This window comes from Pseudomonas oryzihabitans, from assembly GCF_024652905.1.
Taxonomy (GTDB): Bacteria; Pseudomonadota; Gammaproteobacteria; order Pseudomonadales; family Pseudomonadaceae; genus Chryseomonas; species Chryseomonas benzopyrenica.
On the sequence record NZ_CP102428.1, the window covers coordinates 12501 to 34056 of the forward strand.

Genomic DNA, 21556 nt, shown 5'->3' on the forward strand with positions numbered 1-21556 from the left:
CAAGTGAAGAAGCGCATACGGTGGATGCCTTGGCAGTCAGAGGCGATGAAAGACGTGATAGCCTGCGATAAGCTTCGGTGAGGTGGCAAATGACCTGTGACCCGGAGATCTCTGAATGGGGGAACCCACCTAGCATAAGCTAGGTATCTTAACCTGAATCCATAGGGTTAAGAGGCGAACCAGGGGAACTGAAACATCTAAGTACCCTGAGGAAAAGAAATCAACCGAGATTCCCTTAGTAGTGGCGAGCGAACGGGGACCAGCCCTTAAGTTGATTTGAGAGTAGCGGAACGCTCTGGAAAGTGCGGCCATAGTGGGTGATAGCCCTGTACGCGAAACGCTCTTATCAATGAAATCGAGTAGGACGGGGCACGAGAAACCCTGTCTGAATATGGGGGGACCATCCTCCAAGGCTAAATACTCCTGACTGACCGATAGTGAACCAGTACCGTGAGGGAAAGGCGAAAAGAACCCCGGAGAGGGGAGTGAAATAGAACCTGAAACCGTATGCGTACAAGCAGTGGGAGCCTACTTTGTTAGGTGACTGCGTACCTTTTGTATAATGGGTCAGCGACTTATTTTCAGTGGCGAGCTTAACCGAATAGGGGAGGCGTAGCGAAAGCGAGTCTTAATAGGGCGTTTAGTCGCTGGGAATAGACCCGAAACCGGGCGATCTATCCATGAGCAGGTTGAAGGTTAGGTAACACTGACTGGAGGACCGAACCCACTTCCGTTGAAAAGGCAGGGGATGACTTGTGGATCGGAGTGAAAGGCTAATCAAGCTCGGAGATAGCTGGTTCTCCTCGAAAGCTATTTAGGTAGCGCCTCATGTATCACTCTGGGGGGTAGAGCACTGTTTCGGCTAGGGGGTCATCCCGACTTACCAAACCGATGCAAACTCCGAATACCCAGAAGTGCCGAGCATGGGAGACACACGGCGGGTGCTAACGTCCGTCGTGAAAAGGGAAACAACCCAGACCGTCAGCTAAGGTCCCAAAGTCCTGGTTAAGTGGTAAACGATGTGGGAAGGCTTAGACAGCTAGGAGGTTGGCTTAGAAGCAGCCACCCTTTAAAGAAAGCGTAATAGCTCACTAGTCGAGTCGGCCTGCGCGGAAGATGTAACGGGGCTCAAACCAGGCACCGAAGCTACGGGTATCACCTTTGGTGATGCGGTAGAGGAGCGTTCTGTAAGCCTGTGAAGGTGAGTTGAGAAGCTTGCTGGAGGTATCAGAAGTGCGAATGCTGACATGAGTAACGACAATGCGAGTGAAAAACTCGCACGCCGAAAGACCAAGGGTTCCTGCGCAACGTTAATCGACGCAGGGTGAGTCGGTCCCTAAGGCGAGGCTGAAAGGCGTAGTCGATGGGAAACGGGTTAATATTCCCGTACTTCTAGTTACTGCGATGGGGGGACGGAGAAGGCTAGGCCAGCTTGGCGTTGGTTGTCCAAGTTTAAGGTGGTAGGCTGACTGTTTAGGTAAATCCGGACAGTTAAGGCCGAGAGCTGATGACGATCCTTCTTTTAGAAGGAGAAGTGGTTGATGCCATGCTTCCAGGAAAAGCCTCTAAGCTTCAGGTAACTAGGAACCGTACCCCAAACCGACACAGGTGGTCGGGTAGAGAATACCAAGGCGCTTGAGAGAACTCGGGTGAAGGAACTAGGCAAAATGGCACCGTAACTTCGGGAGAAGGTGCGCCGGTGAGGGTGAAGGGTTTACCCCGTAAGCTCATGCCGGTCGAAGATACCAGGCCGCTGCGACTGTTTATTAAAAACACAGCACTCTGCAAACACGAAAGTGGACGTATAGGGTGTGACGCCTGCCCGGTGCCGGAAGGTTAATTGATGGGGTTAGCGCAAGCGAAGCTCTTGATCGAAGCCCCGGTAAACGGCGGCCGTAACTATAACGGTCCTAAGGTAGCGAAATTCCTTGTCGGGTAAGTTCCGACCTGCACGAATGGCGTAACGATGGCGGCGCTGTCTCCACCCGAGACTCAGTGAAATTGAAATCGCTGTGAAGATGCAGTGTATCCGCGGCTAGACGGAAAGACCCCGTGAACCTTTACTGTAGCTTTGCACTGGACTTTGAGCTTGCTTGTGTAGGATAGGTGGGAGGCTTTGAAGCGTGGACGCCAGTCTGCGTGGAGCCATCCTTGAAATACCACCCTGGCAACCTTGAGGTTCTAACTCTGGTCCGTCATCCGGATCGAGGACAGTGTATGGTGGGCAGTTTGACTGGGGCGGTCTCCTCCTAAAGAGTAACGGAGGAGTACGAAGGTGCGCTCAGACCGGTCGGAAATCGGTCGTAGAGTATAAAGGCAAAAGCGCGCTTGACTGCGAGACAGACACGTCGAGCAGGTACGAAAGTAGGTCTTAGTGATCCGGTGGTTCTGTATGGAAGGGCCATCGCTCAACGGATAAAAGGTACTCCGGGGATAACAGGCTGATACCGCCCAAGAGTTCATATCGACGGCGGTGTTTGGCACCTCGATGTCGGCTCATCACATCCTGGGGCTGAAGCCGGTCCCAAGGGTATGGCTGTTCGCCATTTAAAGTGGTACGCGAGCTGGGTTTAGAACGTCGTGAGACAGTTCGGTCCCTATCTGCCGTGGACGTTTGAGATTTGAGAGGGGCTGCTCCTAGTACGAGAGGACCGGAGTGGACGAACCTCTGGTGTTCCGGTTGTCACGCCAGTGGCATTGCCGGGTAGCTATGTTCGGAAGAGATAACCGCTGAAAGCATCTAAGCGGGAAACTTGCCTCAAGATGAGATCTCACTGGAGCCTTGAGCTTCCTGAAGGGCCGTCGAAGACTACGACGTTGATAGGTCGGGTGTGTAAGCGCTGTGAGGCGTTGAGCTAACCGATACTAATTGCCCGTGAGGCTTGACCATATAACACCCAAACAATCTGACCGCAGGTCAGAGCGTGAGGAAGACGACGCCGAAAACGGGCGCGTGGGTTCGCAAGACCCAAGACGAGTTGTCTACTTCGATCACCGACCCAATTGGGCCAGCCAGGTAAGCTTCAACGCCTGGCCAGCCAACCGAATTGCTTGACGAACATAGAGCATTGGAACCACCTGATCCCTTCCCGAACTCAGAAGTGAAACGATGCATCGCCGATGGTAGTGTGGGGTTTCCCCATGTGAGAGTAGGTCATCGTCAAGCGCCTAACACCCAGCACCCCCGCTCAGATCACTCTGGCGGGGGTGTTGTCTTTGGGGTCGGAAAAGTTTGGCCGGCTGGGGTGCAGCGCAGGCCAGTAGCTTAGGTGCTTGCGGTTGCCCTCACCCTAGCCCTCTCCCGGGGGGAGAGGGGATCAGGAGCGGTGCGGCTGGGCGCTTGAGGGCTACCTGACCGCCAAGGTGCGGCTTGAGGTCTGTAAGAGCACCGACAGCCCGGCTGCGCCGGGCTGTCGTGTTTGTAGCGCGGCAAGGGGCCGGTGTAGGTTGGCGCTGAGTGCAGCGAAGCCCAACATCTAGCCTCACCCCGAAAGTCCATCTAAGCTTTCCTCTCCAAAGCTCGTGCGCCCGCCCAGCGTTCGCCTGTTGGGCTTCGCTGCGCTTAGCCCAACCTACAAAGACAGAGCAAGAAAAAGCCCGGCATGTGCCGGGCTTTTTGCGTTCAGGGTTTGCGGGCGATCAGGGTGGCGCGCAAGGGGGCGGGAAGCCCCTCGACGGTACGGCTGGGGTCCTCGGGGTGGAGGAAGTCCGGTAGCGACTGGAAGCCCATCCACTCGGTGGAGCGCTGTTCGTCTACCGTTGTAGGGGTCAAATCCATCAGGCGGATGTCACGATAGCCGGCGCGTTGCAGCCAGAGTTGCAGGGCGGCCGCGGAGGGCAGGAACCAGACGTTGCGCATCTGGGCATAGCGGTCTTCGGGGACCAGGACGGTGGTGGCATCGCCTTCGACGACCAGGGTTTCCAGGACCAGCTCACCGCCGCTGTCGAGGCAGTTCTTCAGGTCCAGCAGGTGATCGATGGGCGAGCGGCGATGGTAGAGCACGCCCATGGAAAAGACGGTGTCGAAGCCGCCGTCCAAGGCAGGCAGCTCTTCCAGGGTCAGCGGCAGGTGCCAGGTGGGCAGGTCGGGGAGATAGCGCCGCAGGGCCTGGAATTGGCAGTGGAACAGCCAATTGGGATCGACGCCTAGGACCAGGCTGGCCCCCGCGCCGAGCATGCGCCACTGGTAGTAGCCGTTGCCGCTACCGACATCCAGAACGCGCTTGCCCTGCAGATCCAGATGGGGGGCGACCCGGTCCCATTTCCAGTCGGAGCGCCATTCGGTGTCCAGATGAAGATCGAACAGCTGGAAGGGGCCCTTGCGCCAGGGCCGCAGTTGCAGCAGCGCTTCGCGCAGGGCCTGGTGCTGCTCCGCGGAAGGAAAACCGGCGAGGCGCACGGCCTCACGCAGGTCGATACCTTCCACCGCGATCTCGGGCAGGGCGTCGACGCCAGCTTGCCAGCGTTGCAGGTCACCATGGCCGCGGGCGTACTTGGCGGCCAGAACGCTTTCGAGCGCCTGGGACCAGCCGGCCAGCGTGGTGTCCGCCAGCGTTTGTTGCAGGGTTGCGAGGTAGGCAGGTGGGGTCATGGCAGGGCGATCAGGGAGGTGAAGTTGAGGCATTGGAACCAGGGCACGACGGTGGTGAAACCGGCACCCTGCAGGCGCGCCCGGTGTTCGTCCAGGGTGTCGGTCAGCATGACGTTTTCCAGCGCGGTACGTTTCTGAGCGATTTCCAATTCGCTGTAGCCGTTGGCTCTCTTGAAGTCCAGGTGCAGGCCGTTGAGCAATTCCTGAGTCTGGGCCTGCGGGAAACGGATCTTTTCCGACAGCAGCAGGGCGCCACCGGGTAGCAGGTTGGCGCGCAGCCGACTGAGCAAGTCCAGGCGCTGTTCCGGGGCGATGAATTGCAGGGTGAAGTTGAGGGCGATCACCGAGGCCGATTCGAGCGGGACGTCGAGGATATCGGCTTCCACCACTTCGACCTGCAGCAACTCCTCGTGCATGGAGTCCTGAGCGCTGAGGTATTCGCGGCAGCGGGTGACCATGGCGGTGGAGTTGTCGATAGCCACCACCCGGCTACCCTCGGCGCGGACATGGCGGCGCAGGGCCTGGGTCACGGCGCCCAGGGAACAGCCGAGGTCATAGAGACGGCTATGGGGCTGGGCGAACCGTGCGGCGATGACGCCGAGATTCTCGACGATGGTGGGATAGCCCGGCACGGATCTCTTGATCATGTCGGGAAAGACGCGCACCACGTCTTCGTTGAAGGTGAAGTCGGTAGGAGGCTGCGGCGACGCGAACAGACGGTCGGCTTCGCTCATGGGCGGTACCTGGAAAATCGAAAGGGGGCATTGTACCCCCGGCAGGCGTTGCAGGACGTGGCGTCAGCGGATTTCGATGCGGCAGTCGAAGCGGGCCTGGGCTTCGGCTTCGGCATCCCAGGGCTGGCGCGCCTGGAGTTCGAGCTGGGCGCTGCCGGCGCTCTGGGCGCGGAAGCGCCAGAGGGACTGACCGGCGCTGCCGATGCCGCCCTGATCCTGGCGCCTTTCGCGAAAGACTTCCGGACCAAGTTGCTTGAGGTTGTCGCTGCGCTGGAGGATGGTCCAGCGGTAGCCACTTGTGGGATCGCTGGGCAGGGTCAGGGTAAGTTCCTGGCCGGTGTGCATGACCAGCGGGGTGCAGTCGCTGTCGTCACCTAGGATGAGGTTGCCACTCGGCTGGGTACTGCTGCAGCCGGCCATGAGCAGACAGCCGCAGAACAGAAGACGGTTGGACATGAAAACCTCCGGGGTATGACGGCAAAACGCAGAGCATACCCCAAGAGGTCGAGCGGTCAGACTAGAAGAGCACCTTGGCCACGTCGGCGAAGCGCTTGGCGAAGTGAACGGTCAGGCCTTCCTTGAGATAGGCCGGCAACTCTTCGAAGTCACCACGATTGGGCTCCGGCAGGATCAGTTCGCCGATCTTCTGGCGGCGTGCCGCGATGACCTTTTCCCGGACCCCGCCGATGGGCAGTACCTGACCGGTAAGGGTCAGCTCGCCGGTCATGGCCACGTTCTTCTTCGGCGCCTGGTTGCGGGCCAGCGACAGCAGCGCGGAGGCCATGGTGACACCGGCGCTGGGACCGTCCTTGGGCGTGGCGCCTTCGGGCACGTGCAGGTGGACGAAGGCCTGATCGAAGAAATTCGGATCGCCCTTGAAGTCCTTGAGGTGCGCGGTGACGTAGCTGTAGGCGATCTCGGCGGATTCCTTCATGACGTCACCCAGCTTGCCGGTGAGCTTGAAGCCCCGGTTCAGGGTATGGATGCGCGTCGCCTCAATGGGCAGGGTGGCACCGCCCATGCTGGTCCAGGCCAGGCCGGTGATGATGCCCACCCCGGACAGCACCTGCTCCTTGCGGAAGGGCGGCATGCCCAGATAGTCCTCGAGATCCGAGGCACCGATCTTGACCTTGAGCTTGGGCTCCTCGATGAGCTTGACCACCGCCTTGCGCACCAGCTTGCCCAGTTGCTTCTCCAGCTGGCGCACGCCGGCTTCGCGGGCATAGCCTTCCACCAGGGCCTTGAGGGCGCTGTCGGTGAGCGTCAGGCGATCCTTGGGCACCCCGGCCTTGTCCAGCTGCTTGGGCCAGAGGTGGCGCTTGGCGATGGCCTGCTTCTCTTCGGCGATGTAGCCGGAAAGGCGGATGACCTCCATGCGGTCCAGCAGGGGGCCGGGGATGGAGTCCAGGGTGTTGGCGGTACAGACGAACAGCACCTTGGACAGGTCCAGGCGCAGATCCAGGTAGTGGTCGAGGAAGTCGACGTTCTGTTCCGGGTCCAGGGTCTCCAGCAGCGCCGAGGCGGGATCGCCCTGGTAGCTCTGGCCCATCTTGTCGATCTCGTCGAGCATGATGACCGGATTCATCACCTTGACGTCGCGCAGCGCCTGGACGAGCTTGCCGGGCATGGCACCGATATAGGTGCGGCGATGGCCCTTGATCTCGGCTTCATCCCTCATGCCGCCGACGCTGAAGCGATAGAAGGGCCGGCCGAGGGATTCGGCGATGGATTTGCCGATGCTGGTCTTGCCCACCCCGGGCGGACCCACCAGCAGCACGATGGAGCCGGTCACTTCGCCCTTGAAGGCGCCCACGGCAAGAAATTCGAGGATGCGATTCTTGATGTCGTCGAGCCCGGCGTGGTGGCGGTCGAGCACCTTGCGCGCGTGCTTGAGGTCGAGCTTGTCCTGCCCATGAACGCCCCAGGGCAGGTCGGTGGCCCAGTCCAGGTAGTTGCGGGTGACGCCGTATTCCGGCGAGCCGGTCTCGAGGATGGACAGCTTGTTCAGCTCGTCGTCGATGCGCTTCTGCGCCGCCTCGGGCAGGATCTTGCCCTCCAGGCGCTGGCGGAAGCTTTCGATATCGCTGCTGCGATCGTCCTTGGTGATGCCCAGCTCCTGCTGGATCAGCTTGAGCTGTTCCTTGAGGAAGAATTCGCGCTGGCGTTCGTTGATCTTGCGATTGACCTCGGCGGACAGCTCCTTCTGCAGGCGCGCGACCTCGACCTCCTTACGCAGCAGCGGCAGGACCTTTTCCATGCGTTGCAGCATGGGCACGGTATCGAGCACCTGCTGCAATTCGTCGCCCGGCGCCGTAGTGAGGGCGGCGGCGAAGTCGGTCAGCGGCGAGGGATCGTTGGGGCTGAAGCGATTGAGATAGTTCTTCAGCTCTTCGCTGTAGAGCGGATTGAGCGGCAAGAGCTCCTTGATGGCGTTGATCAGCGCCATGCCGTAGGCCTTCACCTCGTCGCTGGGATCGGGGCTGGGACGCAGGTGTTCGACTTCCACCAGATAGGGTGGGCGCTGGCGGCGGAGCCAGCCGCGGATGCGTACCCGGGACAGCCCCTGGGCGACGAACTGCAGCTTGCCGTCCTGACGGGTGGCATGGTGGATGCGCACCAGGGTGCCGTGCTGCGGCAGCTGGTCGGGATCGAAGCCCTCGGCATCGCCGGGCTGCTGCTCCATGTAGAACAGCGCCAGGCAGTGGTGGTCGGTCTTGGCCACCAGCTCCAGCGTTTCCGCCCAGGGCTCTTCGTTGACGATGACGGGCAGGACCTGGGCCGGAAAGAAGGGGCGGTTGTGGATGGGAATGACGTAGAGCTTGTCGGGAAGATTCTGGCCGGGCAGCACCAGACCGGTCTGGCCGGCTTCTTCGCTGAGAATGTCCGCTTGGTTATCCTGATCGCTCATTGGCGTACCTTGGGCTTGGATGTAGGGCCAACATGGGGCGAGGGCGCTGGTTTTTCAACGCAGGCAAAGATCTGTCCTTCTTGACCGCCGGGTACCGCTCGAAGTGCGACGGTCGGCGCAACGAGTGGTCGCTGCCACGATAAAGATTCCCCCGGCACTGCCGCTAAAGCTGAGGTCACGCCGCAAAGCCGGCGAGAGATCCGAAAGGCGCGCGGTGGAGAGCAGCGGGTGAACAAGCATTGGGTGGTAGCGGGATGGCTGGCCTTGGGCCTGGGGACGGCACAGGCGGCTGAGGTCGCGGTACAGGTGGTCGACAGCCAGGGCGCTCCCCTGGCCGATGCCGTGGTGATGCTGTCGGGCCAGGGGCTGGTGCCCGAGCGGCAGCCGGCGGCCATCGATCAGCAGAATCGGCGGTTCGTCCCCCATGTCCTGGCAGTCGCCACCGGGACGGCGGTGAGCTTTCCCAATACCGATGATATCCGCCACCAGGTCTATTCCTTTTCCAGCCCGAAGCGCTTTGAGTTGCCGCTCTATCACGGGATTCCCAGCACCCCGGTGGTGTTCGACCAGCCGGGCGTGGTGGTGGTGGGCTGCAACATCCACGACTGGATGGTGGGCTACGTCTATGTGACCGCTGCCGGGCGCTCTGCCGTGACCGACAGCCAGGGCCGCGCCCGCCTGGAGGCGCCGGACGGTCATTATCAGCTGGCCCTCTGGCATCCCGACCTCAGCGACAAGCAGGAAGTCGCCCAGCCCGCGTTGGACGTGGCGGGCAAGCCGGTGACCCTGAAACTCCAGCTGGCGATTCAGCCGAAGCCGCAGCCGGCGGAACCGGCGAGCTCGGCTTTCGAGGATGCCTTCCACAAGGCCACGCACGATGAAGCTCATCCATAGTTTCCAGACCCGCATCGCCGGCAGTCTCTTCCTGCTGATGCTGGTGGTCATCACCCTGGTCTATCTGACGGTCAAGGCCGCCACCGAGGCCAGTGCCGTACGCCAGTCCTATGACCAGCTCGATACCGGGGCGCGGGTGTTCCGCCAGGTACTGGACGGCCGCTGCCGGCGGCTGAACGACGCCGTGCGCGTGCTCGCCGCCGATTTCGGCTTTCGCGACGCCGTGGCCAGTGGCGATGTACCGACGCTGCGCTCGGTGCTGGCCAACCATGGCGCCCGGGTCGGCGCGGGCGATACCTATCTGTTGGATATGGACGGTCGGTTGATCGCCAGTACCGTGGCCGCGCATAGCGAAGGCGAGCGCCTCCCCGGCGCGGTGGGGGCGGTCAATGACGGCAGCTGTGTGCTGGCGGGCACCGGCCTGCCACAGTTGCGGGTCACCGTTCCGGTCCGCGCGCCCTTGCCCATCGCCCAGGTGGTAATGAGCTTTGCCATGGATCAGGCCATGGCCCAAGAGTTTCGCTCGCTGATCAACCTGGACGTGGTCTTCCTTGGCGAAGCCGCGCTCATGGCCAGTACCCTGCCGGACGAGCAGGGGCGTCAGCTGGTGCAGGAACTCGCGCGGGCACCAGGGACCGGCGACGGTTGGCAGCTGACCCTGGGTGGCCGGCTCTATCAGGTCAAGCGATTGACCCTGGGGACCCAGGACCATCCGGTGTATGTCTATCTGCTGCGCGCGCTCGACGTCGCCCTGGCGGAGTTCGAGCCCTTGCTCAGGCAGCTGGCGCTGATCGCCGGAGGGGCGCTGCTGGCGGCGCTGCTGGGGGCGTTATGGCTGGCGCGCAACCTGGCCCAGCCGCTGCGGCAGCTGTCGGTCATGTCCTGGCGGATCGGCCAGGGCGATTACGCGGTCAAGGTGGAAGTGCCGCGGCAGGACGAATTCGGTCGGCTGGCGCAGGTGCTCGAGGAGATGCGCCAGGGAATCGCCGAGCGTGAGCAGCGCCTCAATCACAATGCCCTGCACGATGCCCTGACCGGTCTGCCCAATCGCTTGCTGGCCGAGGAGCGGCTGCGGGTCTTTATCGCCACCCAATCCCAGGTGTCGCTGCTGTACCTGGGGCTGGATGGTTTCCAGGCGATCAATGAAAGCGCCGGGGTCGCCGGGGGCGATCGCATCCTCAGGATGGTGGCCGAGCGCGCCCAGGTGCTGCTGGCCGGCCGGGGCTGCGTCTCGCGCCCGGTAGGTGACGAATTTCTCGTCCAGGCCTGTCGCATGGGCCTGGAGGGCGCGGTGGGACTCGCCGAGCAGCTGCGCCTGTCGCTGGCCGAGCCGATCGAGTGGGAAGGGCAGTTGTTCCGCCTCAGTTGCCGGATCGGCGTCGTCGAGTATCCGCGCCACGGCGACGACCCTAACCAGCTGATCGAGCGGGCGCGCAGTGCCATGCTCGATGCCGGGCAGTTGCCGGATCGCCTGCGGGTCTATGATGAAGGGCGGGATGCGGCCCAGCAGCGGCGTCTGCAACTGGTCCAGGATCTGCCGCTGGCGGGCGGGCGGGGTGAATTGATGCTGGTGTTCCAACCCAAGGTGGCCCTGCAGGGCAGCGGACCGCACCAGGCCGAGGTCTTGCTGCGCTGGCGCCATGCCGAGCTGGGCATGGTCTCGCCGGGCGAATTCATTCCCCTGGCCGAACGCAGCGGCAGCATGGCCGGACTTACCCGTTGGGTGATCCAGGCGACGATCCGGCAGCTGGCGCTCTGGCAGACCCAGGGCCGCGAGGTAAAGGTGTCGCTGAACGTCTCGGCGGTGGATCTTGCCGATACCCAGCTGCCCGAGCGGGTGATGGGTTGGCTCGATGACGCCGGCGTCTCGGCGCGGCAGCTCACCTTCGAGATCACCGAGAGCGCCATCATGGCCGATCCCGAAGCCGCCATCGCGCTGCTGACGCGGCTGTCCATCCTCGGCATCCGGCTATCGGTGGACGACTACGGCACCGGCCAGGCGTCGCTGGCGCACCTCAAGCGGCTGCCGGTGGACGAATTGAAGATCGACCAGTCCTTCGTGAAGGAGCTGGCGCCGGGCAACGATGACGCCGTCATCGTGCGTTCGACCATCGAGATGGGCCACAACCTGGGCCTGGAGGTGGTCGCCGAGGGCGTCGAGGAGGCCCGGGCGCTGGCCCTGCTGCGCAGTTGGGGGTGCGATGTGATCCAGGGGTACTACATCAGCCGTCCGGTGCCGGCCGCTGAATTCGAAGCCTGGATGGAACGGCAGAGCATGCCGGTGCTGGAAGCGCTGTCATGAGCCGCGGCTGGCTACTGGCCGGGTTGCTGCTGGCGACCGGCGTCCAGGCAGATGGCGGCAAGCTGTTGGCCACTGGGGGAGCCAGCAGTCTGGAAGGCGCCGCGGGCGGTGGCATCACGCCCTGGGCGGTGATTGGTGGCTATGGCGAAAGCGGCCAGCCCGGCGCGACCGCCTTCGCCAGCCGGGTGTGGACCGGTGACTACCGGCTCGATGCGGCCGGCCTGGCGGTGGCCTACGACAATCGGGTGGAGATTTCCTATGCGCGGCAGCGGCTGGACATGCCGACCCTGCGGCGGTTGATGAAGCTCGAAGAAGACAGCCTCAGCCAGGATATCGTTGGCGCCAAGGTGCGCCTGGCGGGCGACCTGGTCTACGACCGGCTGCCGCAGATCGCCCTAGGCGTGCAGTACAAGCATCAACGGGATTTCGGCATTCCTGCTGCCGTGGGCGCACGGCGCGACAGCGATGTCGAAGGCTACCTGGGCGCCAGTCGGCTGTTGCTGGGTGGCGCCTTCGGCTACAACCTCTTGATCAACGTCGGTCTCAGGTACAGCCGCGCCAACGAGATGGGGCTGCTGGGCTTCGGCGGCGATCGCAACGACAGCCGTCAATGGCTCAAGGAAGGCTCGGCCGCGGTGTTCTTCAATCCTCGCTGGGCGGTGGGCATGGAGTATCGCGAGAAGCCGCGGAATCTGTCCTTCACCCGGGAGAGTGACTGGGTGGATACCTTCGTCGGTTACTTTCCCAACAAGCACCTGTCGCTGGTGCTGGCCTATGCCTGGCTGGGCGAGATCGCCACCCTGGACGATCAGCAGGGTCTATACCTGTCGTTGCAGGGGAGCTACTGATGCAGGGGAAAACGTTGGTACTGGCGGCGCTGCTGCTGATGCTGGGGTGCACGCCCCAGCCGCCGGCGAGTGATCGGCTCTATCAGGAGCTGGGTGGCCAGCCCGGCATCACCCGGATCGTCGAGGGCATGCTGCTCAATGTGGCGCGTGACGGGCGGATCCGGCACTACTTCGCCAATGTCGATATCGCGCGCCTGCGCAGTCTGCTCATCCAGAAATTCTGCGCTGATGCGGGCGGTCCCTGTCGCTATGAAGGGGCAAGCATGGCCGAAAGTCATCGCGGTCTGAACCTGCAACCCGCCGACTTCAATGCGCTGGTAGAAGACCTGCAACTGGCCATGCAGCGTGAGGGCATCCCGGAGCGGACACAGAATGCCCTGCTGGCGCGCCTCGCGCCGCAACGCGGCCAGGTGATTCGCCAGTAGCCTGCCGGCTGTCGCTGTTTTCGAACCTCAGCCGTGCGAGATCCTCCCTAGGCAAGACGCCTACGCGAGGGATACGGCTTGAGCAAGACGACTTCGGCGGCCGATCTCGGCCTGACGCTGGCGGTGAACGACGAACCGGCGCTGTTTGGCTGGTTCCTGGCGAGCTACCTGTTCGGCAAACGCATCTCCCAAGGCATCGCCGCCCAGGCCTGGACGGTGCTCTATCGCCAGTACGGTCGCGACACGCCGCGCAAGCTGCTCAATCTGAGTCGGCAGCAACTGGTCGGCTATCTCGGTGAAGGGCATTACCGACGTTATGACGAGAGCACGGCGACGCGCCTGCTGGACGTCTGTCGCCATCTACAGGAGGCGTATGGCGGGAGCTTTGTGAGATTGCGTGATGCCAGTACGGACCGTGTGGATTTCGAGTCACGTCTGCAGCGGCTGAGGGGGGTAGGGCCCAAGACCTGTGAGATCTTCATGCGCGAAGCAGGGCCGCTATTATTTCCTGACTGAATGCACACCGCCGGCACGGGGCCGGCGGTGGTCAGGACGAGCGAGCTGCGATTATTTGCCCAGGTCGGCCTTGAGGCGGCTGCCGGCATAGGCCTGGGCGTCCTTGGCTTTTTGCACCACGGCAGCGGTGCCGAAGAACTCATGGGTGACGCCTGGATAGACCTTGCGCTCCACCTGGACGCCAGCCTGGCGCAGTGCGGTCTCCAGGAAGCCACCGTCGTCACGCAGGGGATCGATCTCGGCATTGACGATGGTCACCGGCGGCAGGCCGGCGAGATCGGCCTTGGTCAGATCCAGGCGTGGATCCTTGAGGTCCGCGGGCGAACGGGTCACCTGCTCGACGAACCACAGCATCATGGGGCGATTGAGCGGCTTGGCGTCGTCGTACTGCTCATAGGATGGGGTGTGGGTGTTGGTCTGGGCCACCGGATAGACCGACAGCACGTGCTTGGGTGCGGTGAGACCGGCCTTGTGCGCGGCGACCGCGGTCGCTACCGCCAGGTTGCCACCCGCGCTTTCACCGGCCAGGGCCAGACGCTGTGGATCGCCATTGAGCGAGCCGGCATGGGTGGTCACCCAACGGTAGGCGGCCAGGGCATCGTCGTGGGCCGCTGGAAACTTGTATTCGGGCGCTTGACGATAATCCACCGAGACCACGATGGCATTGGCCTGCTTGGCCAGGCCCCGGGCACCACCGTCGTAGACGTTGCGATCGGCGAACACCCAGCCGCCGCCGTGGAAGTAGAGGATGACTGGGAAAGGACCCTGGCCCTCGGGTGTATAGATGCGCGCCGGCAGCACGCCGGCGGCACCGTCCACGGCGCGGTCGACGCTGGTCACGCCAGGGACCAGCGCCTCGGGTTGGGTGGGACGACCCTCGTCCTGCAGCACACCCTTGACCGCATCGGCGATGGTAGGCTGTTTGCGGGCCTCCTGGGCAGTGAGTTTCTCCACGGCTTTAGGATCGAAGCTGGCGTACTTGTTCAGCACCTTCTGCATGTCGGCATCGGTGCGCGCCATGCTCTTGGCATTGCTGACGGCCTCGGCGCCCAGTGAACGTTTTTCCGGATCGCGGGCACATCCGGTCAGGGCAAGGCCGGCACCCACCAGAGCCAGGGCGAGGAGGGTAGGTTTGCTACGCAAGAGGGACAGCGACATGGCAGAGATCCTGTGCGAATTCGGGAGGCTTACCCTGAAATCGACACGGTTATCGCACGAGAGGTTCCGACGGGCCGCTGGCAGGCGTCTGGCGATCATTGTGCTGGGTCTGCTGGGCACCGAGGCCTTCGCCGAGCCAGCGGCCTATTGGCGCTGGCGGAGCAACGCGGACGGTCAGGAATTCTGTACCCAGACGCCGCCAGGGCCGGGCTGGGTCCGAGTCGCCGGCCCCTTTCGCGATCTGCAGTGCCGTGAGCCGGGTAGCCTGCCCCTGCGCCGCTGGGCCGAGCCGCCGCAGCAACGGTTCTAGTTCGAGTTCTCGGCGGCCTTGAGCAGGGAGGCGCCGAGTTCGCCTTCGTAGCGCTGCCACACCGGACGCATGGCCTCACGCCAGTGCGTCCGTTGCTCGGGGGTGAGGGTGATGATCTCGCTACCGCCCGCGGCGGCGATACGCGCGCGATCACGCTGGTTTTCCGCCTCGGATTGCTTCTTCACCTCGAAGGTCACCTGGTCGATGATCTCCTCCAGGGTGCTGCGCACGGCGAAGGGTAGGGTACGCCAACGGTCGGCCTTGACGATCAGCAGGTAGTCCAGGGCGCCGTGATTGCTTTCGGTGAAATAGCGTTGCTGCTGGTCGAGGCGCTGGCTCCAGTAGTTGGACCAGGTGTTCTCGGTGGCATTGACGGTGCCGCTGGTGAGCGCCTGCAGGGTCTGGTTGAAGGGCAGCTTGACCGCCGTGGCGCCGAGGGCCTCGAACTGGCGTTGCAAGACCTCGGAATTCTGGATGCGGAACACCAGCCCCTTGGCATCGCCGGGTTCGCGCAAGGGCTTGCGCGCCGACAGTTGCTTGAGACCGTTGGGCCAGTAGGCCAGGCCGATGATGCCGGCCGGTTCCAGGCTCTGCAGCAGCTGGCGACCACTGGGACGTGCCTGGAAGTGATCGAGGGCCGCGCGACTCTCGAAGAGGAAGGGCAGGTCGAACAGCTTGAGCTTGGGACTGAGGTCGGTGAGCTTGCTGATCGCCGGTGCCAGGATATCGACCTTGCCGTCCTGCAGGGCTTGCAATTCGCTGGCGTCGTCGAAGGCCGTGCCGCTGGGCATCACCTCCAGCTGGACCTGACCGGCGAGACGTTGCGCCACCAGTTGCTGGAACAGCTGAGCCCCCTTGCCCTTGGGGGTCTCCGGTGCCACCACATGGGAAAACCTCAGAGTAATGACGTCAGCGTAGCTGGACGTCATGGGCAGGGCAGCGGAGAGCAGGGCGCAGAGGCCCAGGATCGACGGCTTCATGGCAGGTCCTGGTGGTTATTCTTGGAATCCTTATAGGCGTACTTTACCAGTGCGACGTCAGGTCACAGGGCCTGTGGGAAGGCGTTGGCTGCCGTTTGGCGGATGACCGGGAGAATCGGCGTCGCGCTGGCGTTCTAACGGCAACACCCCATGAGAAGGATGCGTCCATGAATACCGCTCAAACCGTTCGCTTGCCCGATGGCACTACCGTTCCGGCGCTGGGACAGGGTACCTGGCGCATGGGCGAAAACGCCGACCTGCACCGCCAGGAGGTCGGTGCCCTGCGCCAGGGGCTGGACCTGGGACTCACCCTGATCGACACCGCCGAGATGTATGGCGAAGGCCGCGCCGAGGAGCTGGTAGGTGAGGCTATCGCCGGACGGCGTGACGAGGTCTTCCTGGTGAGCAAGTTCTATCCGAAGAACGCCACCGAAGCGGGCGTACCCCTGGCCTGCGAACGTAGCCTGAAGCGCCTGGGCACCGAGGTCATCGACCTCTATCTGCTGCACTGGCGCGGCCAGGTGCCGCTGATCGAGACGGTCATGGCGCTGGAGAAGCTGCGCGACGAAGGCAAGATCCGTCACTGGGGCGTGTCCAACCTCGACACCAGCGACATGCTGGAGCTGAACGACGACCGCTGCAGCGCCAATCAGGTGCTCTACAACCTGGAGCAGCGCGGAATCGAGCACGACCTGCTGCCCTGGTGCCAGCGTCAGCAGATGCCGCTGATGGCCTATTGTCCGCTGGGGCAGGGTGGCGATCTGCTGCGACACCCGACCCTGGCTACCCTGGCCGAACGGCATCAGGCTACCCCGGCGCAAATTGCCCTGGCCTGGGTACTGCGTCAGCCGGGCGTGATCGCCATTCCCAAGGCCGGCGACGCCGGACATCTGGAAGAGAATGCGCGGGCCATGGATCTGCGTCTGGGCGATGAAGACTTCGCCCTGCTCGATGGCGCCTTCCCACCGCCGCAAGCCAAGAGTCCGCTGGCGATCATCTAGCCGCCGCGAATCAGCCGGCGCAGGGGAAAGCGACTGGGATGGCAGGCGTCGGCCACCCGTCGTGCCACTGGCAGGGGTTCGTCTTCCAGCCAGGCCGCTAGCAGTTCGGCGGCCAATGGGGTGGTGACCAGCCCGCGCGAGCCGTGGGCCAGATTCACATAGAGCCCGGTACGCCAGGGCGCCGCCTGCTCGGGCACCTGGCGGGCATCATAGGCCAGCGCCTGGTAATGCTGGGCGAAGCGGTCCTGATCCACGACCGGGCCGACCAGGGGCAGGTAGTCGGGCGAGGTGCAGCGAAAGGCCACCCGGCCGTCCAGGGCCTCGGCCTGGTAGTCGGCGGCCAGCTCGGGTGACAGCTCGGCGAGCAGCTGCAGATTGCTCTGGTGTTCCGCCTGACTGGGCTCGGTATCGTCCCGGTCGAAGACGAAGCTGGCGCCCAGGCAATGCTGACCGTCACGGGCCGGCGCGAGATAGCCTTCGCCGCAGACCACGGTTGTCAGTGGCTGGCTGGCTGGCGTTTCCGGCAGCGCGGACAATTGCCCACGAATGGCCTTGAGCGGCAGGTCGGGCAGCAACGTCCTGGCCTGGGCGGCGCTGGCCACCACGACCACCGTCGCTTCCAGCGTTGCCCCTCGGGTGCTGACCTGCCAGCCGTGCTCGGTTTGCTGCAGCGCCGTCACCTCGGTATGGGTGACCAGCTCGATATTTGGATGGGCCAGCCAGTGCTGGCACAGAGCGGGCGGATGCACCCAGCCCCCTTCCGGAAAGAACAGGCCGCCCGCCGTCAGATCGATTCCCGCCCTGTTGCTGGCGGCTTCCCTATCCAGCGGCTGCAGCAGACCGGTGGGGAAGTGCGCCGCCAGTGGCGCCTGGCGTTGGGCATCCTTGGCCGTCAGCGCCAGTTGCAGCACCCCGCAGGGGGACCAGGCAGTGCCCGGAGGCAGGGCCTGGAGTTCGCGCAGGGTCAGGCCGAAGCCGTCGAGGATCAGTCGGCTCAGCGGGGTATCGTGAGCGGACAGCTTGAGGTAGAGCACGCCCTGGGGATTGCCCGAGGCTTCCTGGGCTGGGGCGCCATGGCGTTCGACGACCCTGACCTGCCAGCCGCGGCGGGCAAGACTGGCGGCGGTGGCGCATCCGGCGAGACCAGCGCCTATGACCAGTGCCGTGCGCGGTCCCTGGGGGCGCGGTGGCCGGGCATACCAGGGCACCTGGGATAGGGTATTGGGACGTTCCAGCACGCCGGCCAGCATCTCCCGCTTGTGACCGAAACCAGGCACCTTGGCCATGGCGAAGCCGGCCTCGTTCAGCCCGCGACGGACGAAGCCGGCGCAGGTGAAGGTGGCCAGGGTGGTACCGGCATGGGACAGCCGTGCCAGCTCGGCGAACAGCGCGGGCGTCCACATCTCGGGATTCTTGGCCGGGGCGAAGCCATCCAGGAACCAGGCGTCGCAACGGGCATCCAGCTCGGGCAGGCGCTCCAGCACATCGCCGATCAGCAGGGTGAGGGTGATGCGCCCGTCGCCCAGGACCAGCCGCTGGAAGCCCGGATGGATGGCCTGGTACTGCCGCTGCAGCGCCGCACTGTAGGCGGCCAGTTCCGGCCAGAGGGTCAGTGCCTGAGCGAGATCGGCGGCGGTCAGCGGGAAGCGCTCGACGCTGACGAAATGCAGGCGCGCATCCTTGGGCGCCACGGCCTCGAACAGTTGCCAGGCGCAGAGGAAGTTGAGGCCGGTGCCAAAGCCCGTTTCGCCGATGGCGAAGACCTCTCCTGCCGTCAACGCGGCGAAGCGCTCGCCTAGGCGATTCTGCTGCAGGAAGACGTAGCGCGTCTCTTCCAGGCCGCTGGCACGGGAAAAGTAGACATCGCCATAGGCGCGGGAGAGGGGTTGCCCGGAGGCGTCCCAGTCGAGCTGGGCGTGCTGGAAGTCGGTCATGAGCGGCGCGGCCTGGAGTTCAGGGCGCGCAGTCTAATAGATCAGGAGTAGCCGGTCAGACGTTGCTGACGGATTGGCGCATCAGGCCCTGGGCGGTTTGCAGCCGCTCGACATAGCGATCGATCTGGTTGAGGGCTTCCTCGCGGCTGAAGAAGGGACCTTCCAGGGTGCCCTCGCGGGTGGTGAAGAAGAATTGGCCGTTGACCACGCTGACGCGCTCGCTACGGAAATGGGTGCTGGCACCGGGGTCGTCATTGCGTTTGCCGAACATGAGAATCTCCTCCTCGTCTTGCCAACAGACCATGCCGAGCGCTGCGGGTTGCCCCGTTCGGCCGAATTGCGGTCCGTCGATCTTCCTTAGGTGTAGCACCCTAGCGGCCGCTGCGCTTGGGTGGAAAAAGCGCGACGAAATTGTGAGGATGATCACGCGGCACAGGGTGTAGCCGCTAGTGGATGGCCCTGGATGGGCCATCTTTCGCGTTATAACCACAGCGTGATCCGATCTTTCCCGCCCATGCTGATGGGCGGCATAGTGCCGCTATCCCTACCTGCATCAGGAGAACTGCCAATGACCATCCGTCTGGGCGATATCGCCCCCGATTTCGAACAGGATTCCAGCCTGGGTCGCATCCGCTTCCACGAGTGGCTGGGCGACAGCTGGGGCGTGCTTTTCTCCCACCCGGCCGACTTCACCCCGGTCTGCACCACCGAACTGGGCCTCACCGCCAAGCTCAAGGACGAATTCGCCAAGCGCGACGTCAAGGTGATCGCCCTCTCGGTGGATGGTCTGGAGTCGCACCAGGGCTGGATCAAGGACATCGAGGAAACCCAGGCCACTGCCGTGGGCTTTCCAATCCTGGCCGACGCCGATCGCAGCGTGTCGACCCTTTACGACATGATCCATCCCAATGCCAACGACACCCTCACGGTGCGCTCGCTGTTCATCATCGATCCGCAAAAGAAGGTGCGGCTGTCGATCACCTATCCGGCCAGTACCGGACGCAACTTCGACGAGATCCTGCGGGTGATCGATTCCCTGCAACTTACCGACAATCACAAGGTGGCGACCCCGGGCAACTGGAAGGATGGCGATGACGTGGTCATCGTGCCGTCGCTCAAGGACGAAGAAGAGCTCAAGCGGCGTTTCCCCAAGGGCTACACCGCGGTGAAGCCCTATCTGCGCCTGACCCCGCAGCCCAATCGCTGACACCTCTGGTGACAAGAAAACCCCGGCCCTAGCCGGGGTTTTTGTTTTCTGGTTATAACCAAGTGCCTAAAGGGTATTTTTAGGGAATAAGTGCCCCTTGCTAAGGTCCGCTCAATCCTTTTCGAGCGGCGCGACACCGCTCCTTTTTATCCTGGAGGCGGCGATGCAGGTGGTGACTTTGGCGGGCAGTCCGGGAGCGCGTTCGCGCTCTACCGGTGTGCTGGATCTGGCAGCGAACTGGCTGCAGACGCGTGGCGTGGAGTTGTCGCGCTGGCGTATCCAGGACTTTCCCGCCGCCGACCTCATCGGCGCCCGTTTCGACAGCCCGCCGGTGGTGGAGCTGATCGCCCAGCTGCAGGCCGCCGATGGCCTGGTGATCGCCACCCCGGTGTACAAGGCCTCCCTGGCCGGCGCCCTCAAGACCCTGCTGGATCTGCTGCCCGAGCGGGCCCTGACCCACAAGGTGGTGCTGCCGCTGGCCACCGCCGGCTCCAGTGGTCATCTGCTGGCCATCGACTATGCGCTGAAGCCGGTGCTCTCGGCACTCAAGGCCCAGGAAATCCTCAATGGCGTCTTCGCCGACGACAGCCAGGTCAGCTACACCGAGACCGGCGTCGCCCTGACCCCGGCGCTGGAGCAGCGCCTGCACGAATCCCTCGAACAATTCCACGCGGCCCTGGTGCGGCGTCCCCAACCCCTGACTCCCGAGCTGCTGGCCGATCGTATCGGCCAGGCGCGCTGGGGTATCTGACCCGGAGCCTCAGTCATGCAGTTCTCCTTCACCCGTTCACTGCTCGCCGTTTCCCTGCTGACCCTGGCCGCCGGCCTGGCGCAGGCGGAAGAGACGGTGCGCATCGGCTACCAGAAGTACGGCACCCTGATCACCCTCAAGGCTCGCGGCACCCTGGAGCAGCGTCTGGCCAAGGACGGCGTCAAGGTGCAGTGGACCGAATTCCCCGGCGGCCCCCAGCTGCTGGAAGGCCTCAATGTCGGCAGCATCGACTTCGGCGTGACGGGGGAGACACCGCCGGTGTTCGCCCAGGCTGCCGGCGCCGATCTGGTCTATGTGGCCCATGAGCCGCCCGCGCCCACCAGCGAAGCCATCCTGGTGCCCAAGGATTCGCCGATCCGCTCGCTGGCCGATCTCAAGGGCAAGAAGATCGCCCTGAACAAGGGTTCCAACGTCCACTATCTGCTGGTGCAGGCACTGGCCAAGGCCGGCATCCCCTACCAGGACATCCAGCCGGTGTACCTGCCGCCCGCCGATGCCCGCGCCGCCTTCGAGCGCGGCGCGGTGGATGCCTGGGTGATCTGGGATCCCTACCAGGCCGCCGCCGAGACCCAGCTGCAGGCACGCACCCTGACCGATGCCACCGGCCTTGCCGACAACCACCAGTTCTATCTGGCCACCCGCAGCTTCGCCAAGGCCCATCCCGAACAGGTCGGCGCCATCGTCGACGAGGTGCGCTCGGTGGGTGAATGGGCCAAGGCGCACCCGGATGAGGTCGCTGCCCAGGTGGCGCCCCTGCTGAACCTGCCGCTGGACACCGCCGAGCGGGTGGTCAAGCGCCAGGGCTATGGCGCCCGGTTCATCAGTCCCGAGGTGGCGGCGCAGCAGCAGAAGATCGCCGACGCCTTCACCGCCCTCAAGCTGATTCCCAAGCCGCTGGTCATCCGCGACGTGGTGTGGACTCCGCCCGCCAGTCTGCAGACCGCCGCCGCCCAACCCTGATTTCGCCTGCTGGAGA

At 63.7% G+C, this 21556-nt stretch carries 18 protein-coding genes and 2 rRNA genes (1 of these 20 running past the window's edge); 12 read left to right on the plus strand and 8 right to left on the minus strand.

The window, feature by feature from the left end; genetic code table 11:
* Both NRG74_RS00075 and rrf read left to right on the plus strand, forming a co-directional pair.
* Positions 1-2890: ribosomal RNA gene (locus tag NRG74_RS00075) — 23S ribosomal RNA — on the plus strand (it extends 3 nt beyond the left edge of the window).
* Positions 2891-3050: 160 nt separating this feature from the next.
* Positions 3051-3166: ribosomal RNA gene (gene rrf, locus NRG74_RS00080) — 5S ribosomal RNA — on the plus strand.
* Between the two features lie 456 nt (positions 3167-3622).
* On the opposite strand, the gene cmoB is transcribed toward rrf, so the two are convergent.
* From cmoB to lon, 4 genes are all read right to left on the minus strand, one after another.
* On the minus strand, positions 3623-4591 hold the full coding sequence (cmoB, locus tag NRG74_RS00085; protein WP_257705434.1) for a tRNA 5-methoxyuridine(34)/uridine 5-oxyacetic acid(34) synthase CmoB: 969 nt from the start codon (positions 4589-4591) through the stop codon (positions 3623-3625).
* Complete coding sequence (cmoA, locus tag NRG74_RS00090) at positions 4588-5325, minus strand: carboxy-S-adenosyl-L-methionine synthase CmoA (protein ID WP_257705435.1); 738 nt, start codon at positions 5323-5325, stop codon at positions 4588-4590. Before cmoA ends, cmoB begins: the two co-directional genes overlap by 4 nt.
* A gap of 63 nt (positions 5326-5388) precedes the next feature.
* Positions 5389-5781, minus strand: coding sequence for a protease inhibitor I42 family protein (locus NRG74_RS00095; RefSeq protein ID WP_160924603.1), 393 nt, complete (start codon positions 5779-5781; stop codon positions 5389-5391).
* 61 nt (positions 5782-5842) lie between these two features.
* Positions 5843-8233, minus strand: coding sequence for an endopeptidase La (gene lon / locus NRG74_RS00100; RefSeq protein WP_257705436.1), 2391 nt, complete (start codon positions 8231-8233; stop codon positions 5843-5845).
* 228 nt (positions 8234-8461) lie between these two features.
* On the opposite strand from lon, the gene NRG74_RS00105 reads away from it, so the two are divergent.
* The 5 genes from NRG74_RS00105 to NRG74_RS00125 all read left to right on the plus strand — a co-directional run bounded on the left by NRG74_RS00105 (position 8462) and on the right by NRG74_RS00125 (position 13218).
* Positions 8462-9127, plus strand: coding sequence for a methylamine utilization protein (locus NRG74_RS00105; RefSeq protein WP_082900488.1), 666 nt, complete (start codon positions 8462-8464; stop codon positions 9125-9127).
* The gene (locus NRG74_RS00110; RefSeq protein WP_173149635.1) at positions 9111-11429 is read left to right on the plus strand and encodes a putative bifunctional diguanylate cyclase/phosphodiesterase; all 2319 of its coding nucleotides are present in this window, start codon (positions 9111-9113) and stop codon (positions 11427-11429) included. Before NRG74_RS00105 ends, NRG74_RS00110 begins: the two co-directional genes overlap by 17 nt.
* Positions 11426-12277: a DUF3034 family protein gene (locus NRG74_RS00115; protein ID WP_064309473.1), complete on the plus strand. Its 852-nt coding sequence runs from the start codon at positions 11426-11428 to the stop codon at positions 12275-12277. Before NRG74_RS00110 ends, NRG74_RS00115 begins: the two co-directional genes overlap by 4 nt.
* A complete protein-coding gene (locus NRG74_RS00120; RefSeq protein ID WP_257705437.1) occupies positions 12277-12702 on the plus strand; it encodes a group I truncated hemoglobin in 426 nt (141 codons plus the stop codon). The genes NRG74_RS00115 and NRG74_RS00120 overlap by 1 nt, the downstream gene beginning before the upstream one ends.
* Positions 12703-12780: 78 nt before the next feature.
* Complete coding sequence (locus tag NRG74_RS00125; protein ID WP_257705438.1) at positions 12781-13218, plus strand: DNA methylase; 438 nt, start codon at positions 12781-12783, stop codon at positions 13216-13218.
* Positions 13219-13269: 51 nt separating this feature from the next.
* Here NRG74_RS00125 and NRG74_RS00130 read toward each other — a convergent pair whose 3' ends face one another.
* Positions 13270-14376 (minus strand): alpha/beta hydrolase, encoded by a 1107-nt coding sequence (locus NRG74_RS00130; protein WP_017639837.1) that lies wholly within the window; start codon positions 14374-14376, stop codon positions 13270-13272.
* Between the two features lie 100 nt (positions 14377-14476).
* On the opposite strand from NRG74_RS00130, the gene NRG74_RS00135 reads away from it, so the two are divergent.
* Complete coding sequence (locus NRG74_RS00135; RefSeq protein WP_017639836.1) at positions 14477-14686, plus strand: hypothetical protein; 210 nt, start codon at positions 14477-14479, stop codon at positions 14684-14686.
* Here NRG74_RS00135 and NRG74_RS00140 read toward each other — a convergent pair.
* Positions 14683-15666 carry a DctP family TRAP transporter solute-binding subunit gene (locus NRG74_RS00140; RefSeq protein WP_257705439.1) on the minus strand — a complete coding sequence of 328 codons (984 nt, stop codon included), beginning with the start codon at positions 15664-15666 and terminating at the stop codon, positions 14683-14685. The genes NRG74_RS00135 and NRG74_RS00140 overlap by 4 nt on opposite strands.
* Before the next feature lie 167 nt (positions 15667-15833).
* On the opposite strand from NRG74_RS00140, the gene NRG74_RS00145 reads away from it, so the two are divergent.
* On the plus strand, positions 15834-16667 hold the full coding sequence (locus NRG74_RS00145) for an aldo/keto reductase (protein WP_257705440.1): 834 nt from the start codon (positions 15834-15836) through the stop codon (positions 16665-16667).
* Here NRG74_RS00145 and mnmC read toward each other — a convergent pair.
* Entirely contained in the window at positions 16664-18601 is a 1938-nt protein-coding gene (gene mnmC, locus NRG74_RS00150) for a bifunctional tRNA (5-methylaminomethyl-2-thiouridine)(34)-methyltransferase MnmD/FAD-dependent 5-carboxymethylaminomethyl-2-thiouridine(34) oxidoreductase MnmC (RefSeq protein WP_257705441.1), read from the minus strand. The genes NRG74_RS00145 and mnmC overlap by 4 nt on opposite strands.
* A 55-nt stretch (positions 18602-18656) precedes the next feature.
* Positions 18657-18872, minus strand: coding sequence for a DUF6316 family protein (locus tag NRG74_RS00155; RefSeq protein WP_059315913.1), 216 nt, complete (start codon positions 18870-18872; stop codon positions 18657-18659).
* A gap of 297 nt (positions 18873-19169) precedes the next feature.
* Here NRG74_RS00155 and NRG74_RS00160 point away from each other — a divergent pair, with 297 nt between their 5' ends.
* The 3 genes from NRG74_RS00160 to NRG74_RS00170 all read left to right on the plus strand — a co-directional run bounded on the left by NRG74_RS00160 (position 19170) and on the right by NRG74_RS00170 (position 21540).
* A complete protein-coding gene (locus tag NRG74_RS00160) occupies positions 19170-19808 on the plus strand; it encodes a peroxiredoxin (RefSeq protein ID WP_059315912.1) in 639 nt (212 codons plus the stop codon).
* Between the two features lie 163 nt (positions 19809-19971).
* Complete coding sequence (gene ssuE / locus NRG74_RS00165) at positions 19972-20559, plus strand: NADPH-dependent FMN reductase (RefSeq protein ID WP_064309467.1); 588 nt, start codon at positions 19972-19974, stop codon at positions 20557-20559.
* A 15-nt stretch (positions 20560-20574) separates the two neighbouring features.
* Positions 20575-21540 carry a sulfonate ABC transporter substrate-binding protein gene (locus NRG74_RS00170; protein WP_257705442.1) on the plus strand — a complete coding sequence of 322 codons (966 nt, stop codon included), beginning with the start codon at positions 20575-20577 and terminating at the stop codon, positions 21538-21540.
* Positions 21541-21556 lie beyond the last annotated feature (16 nt).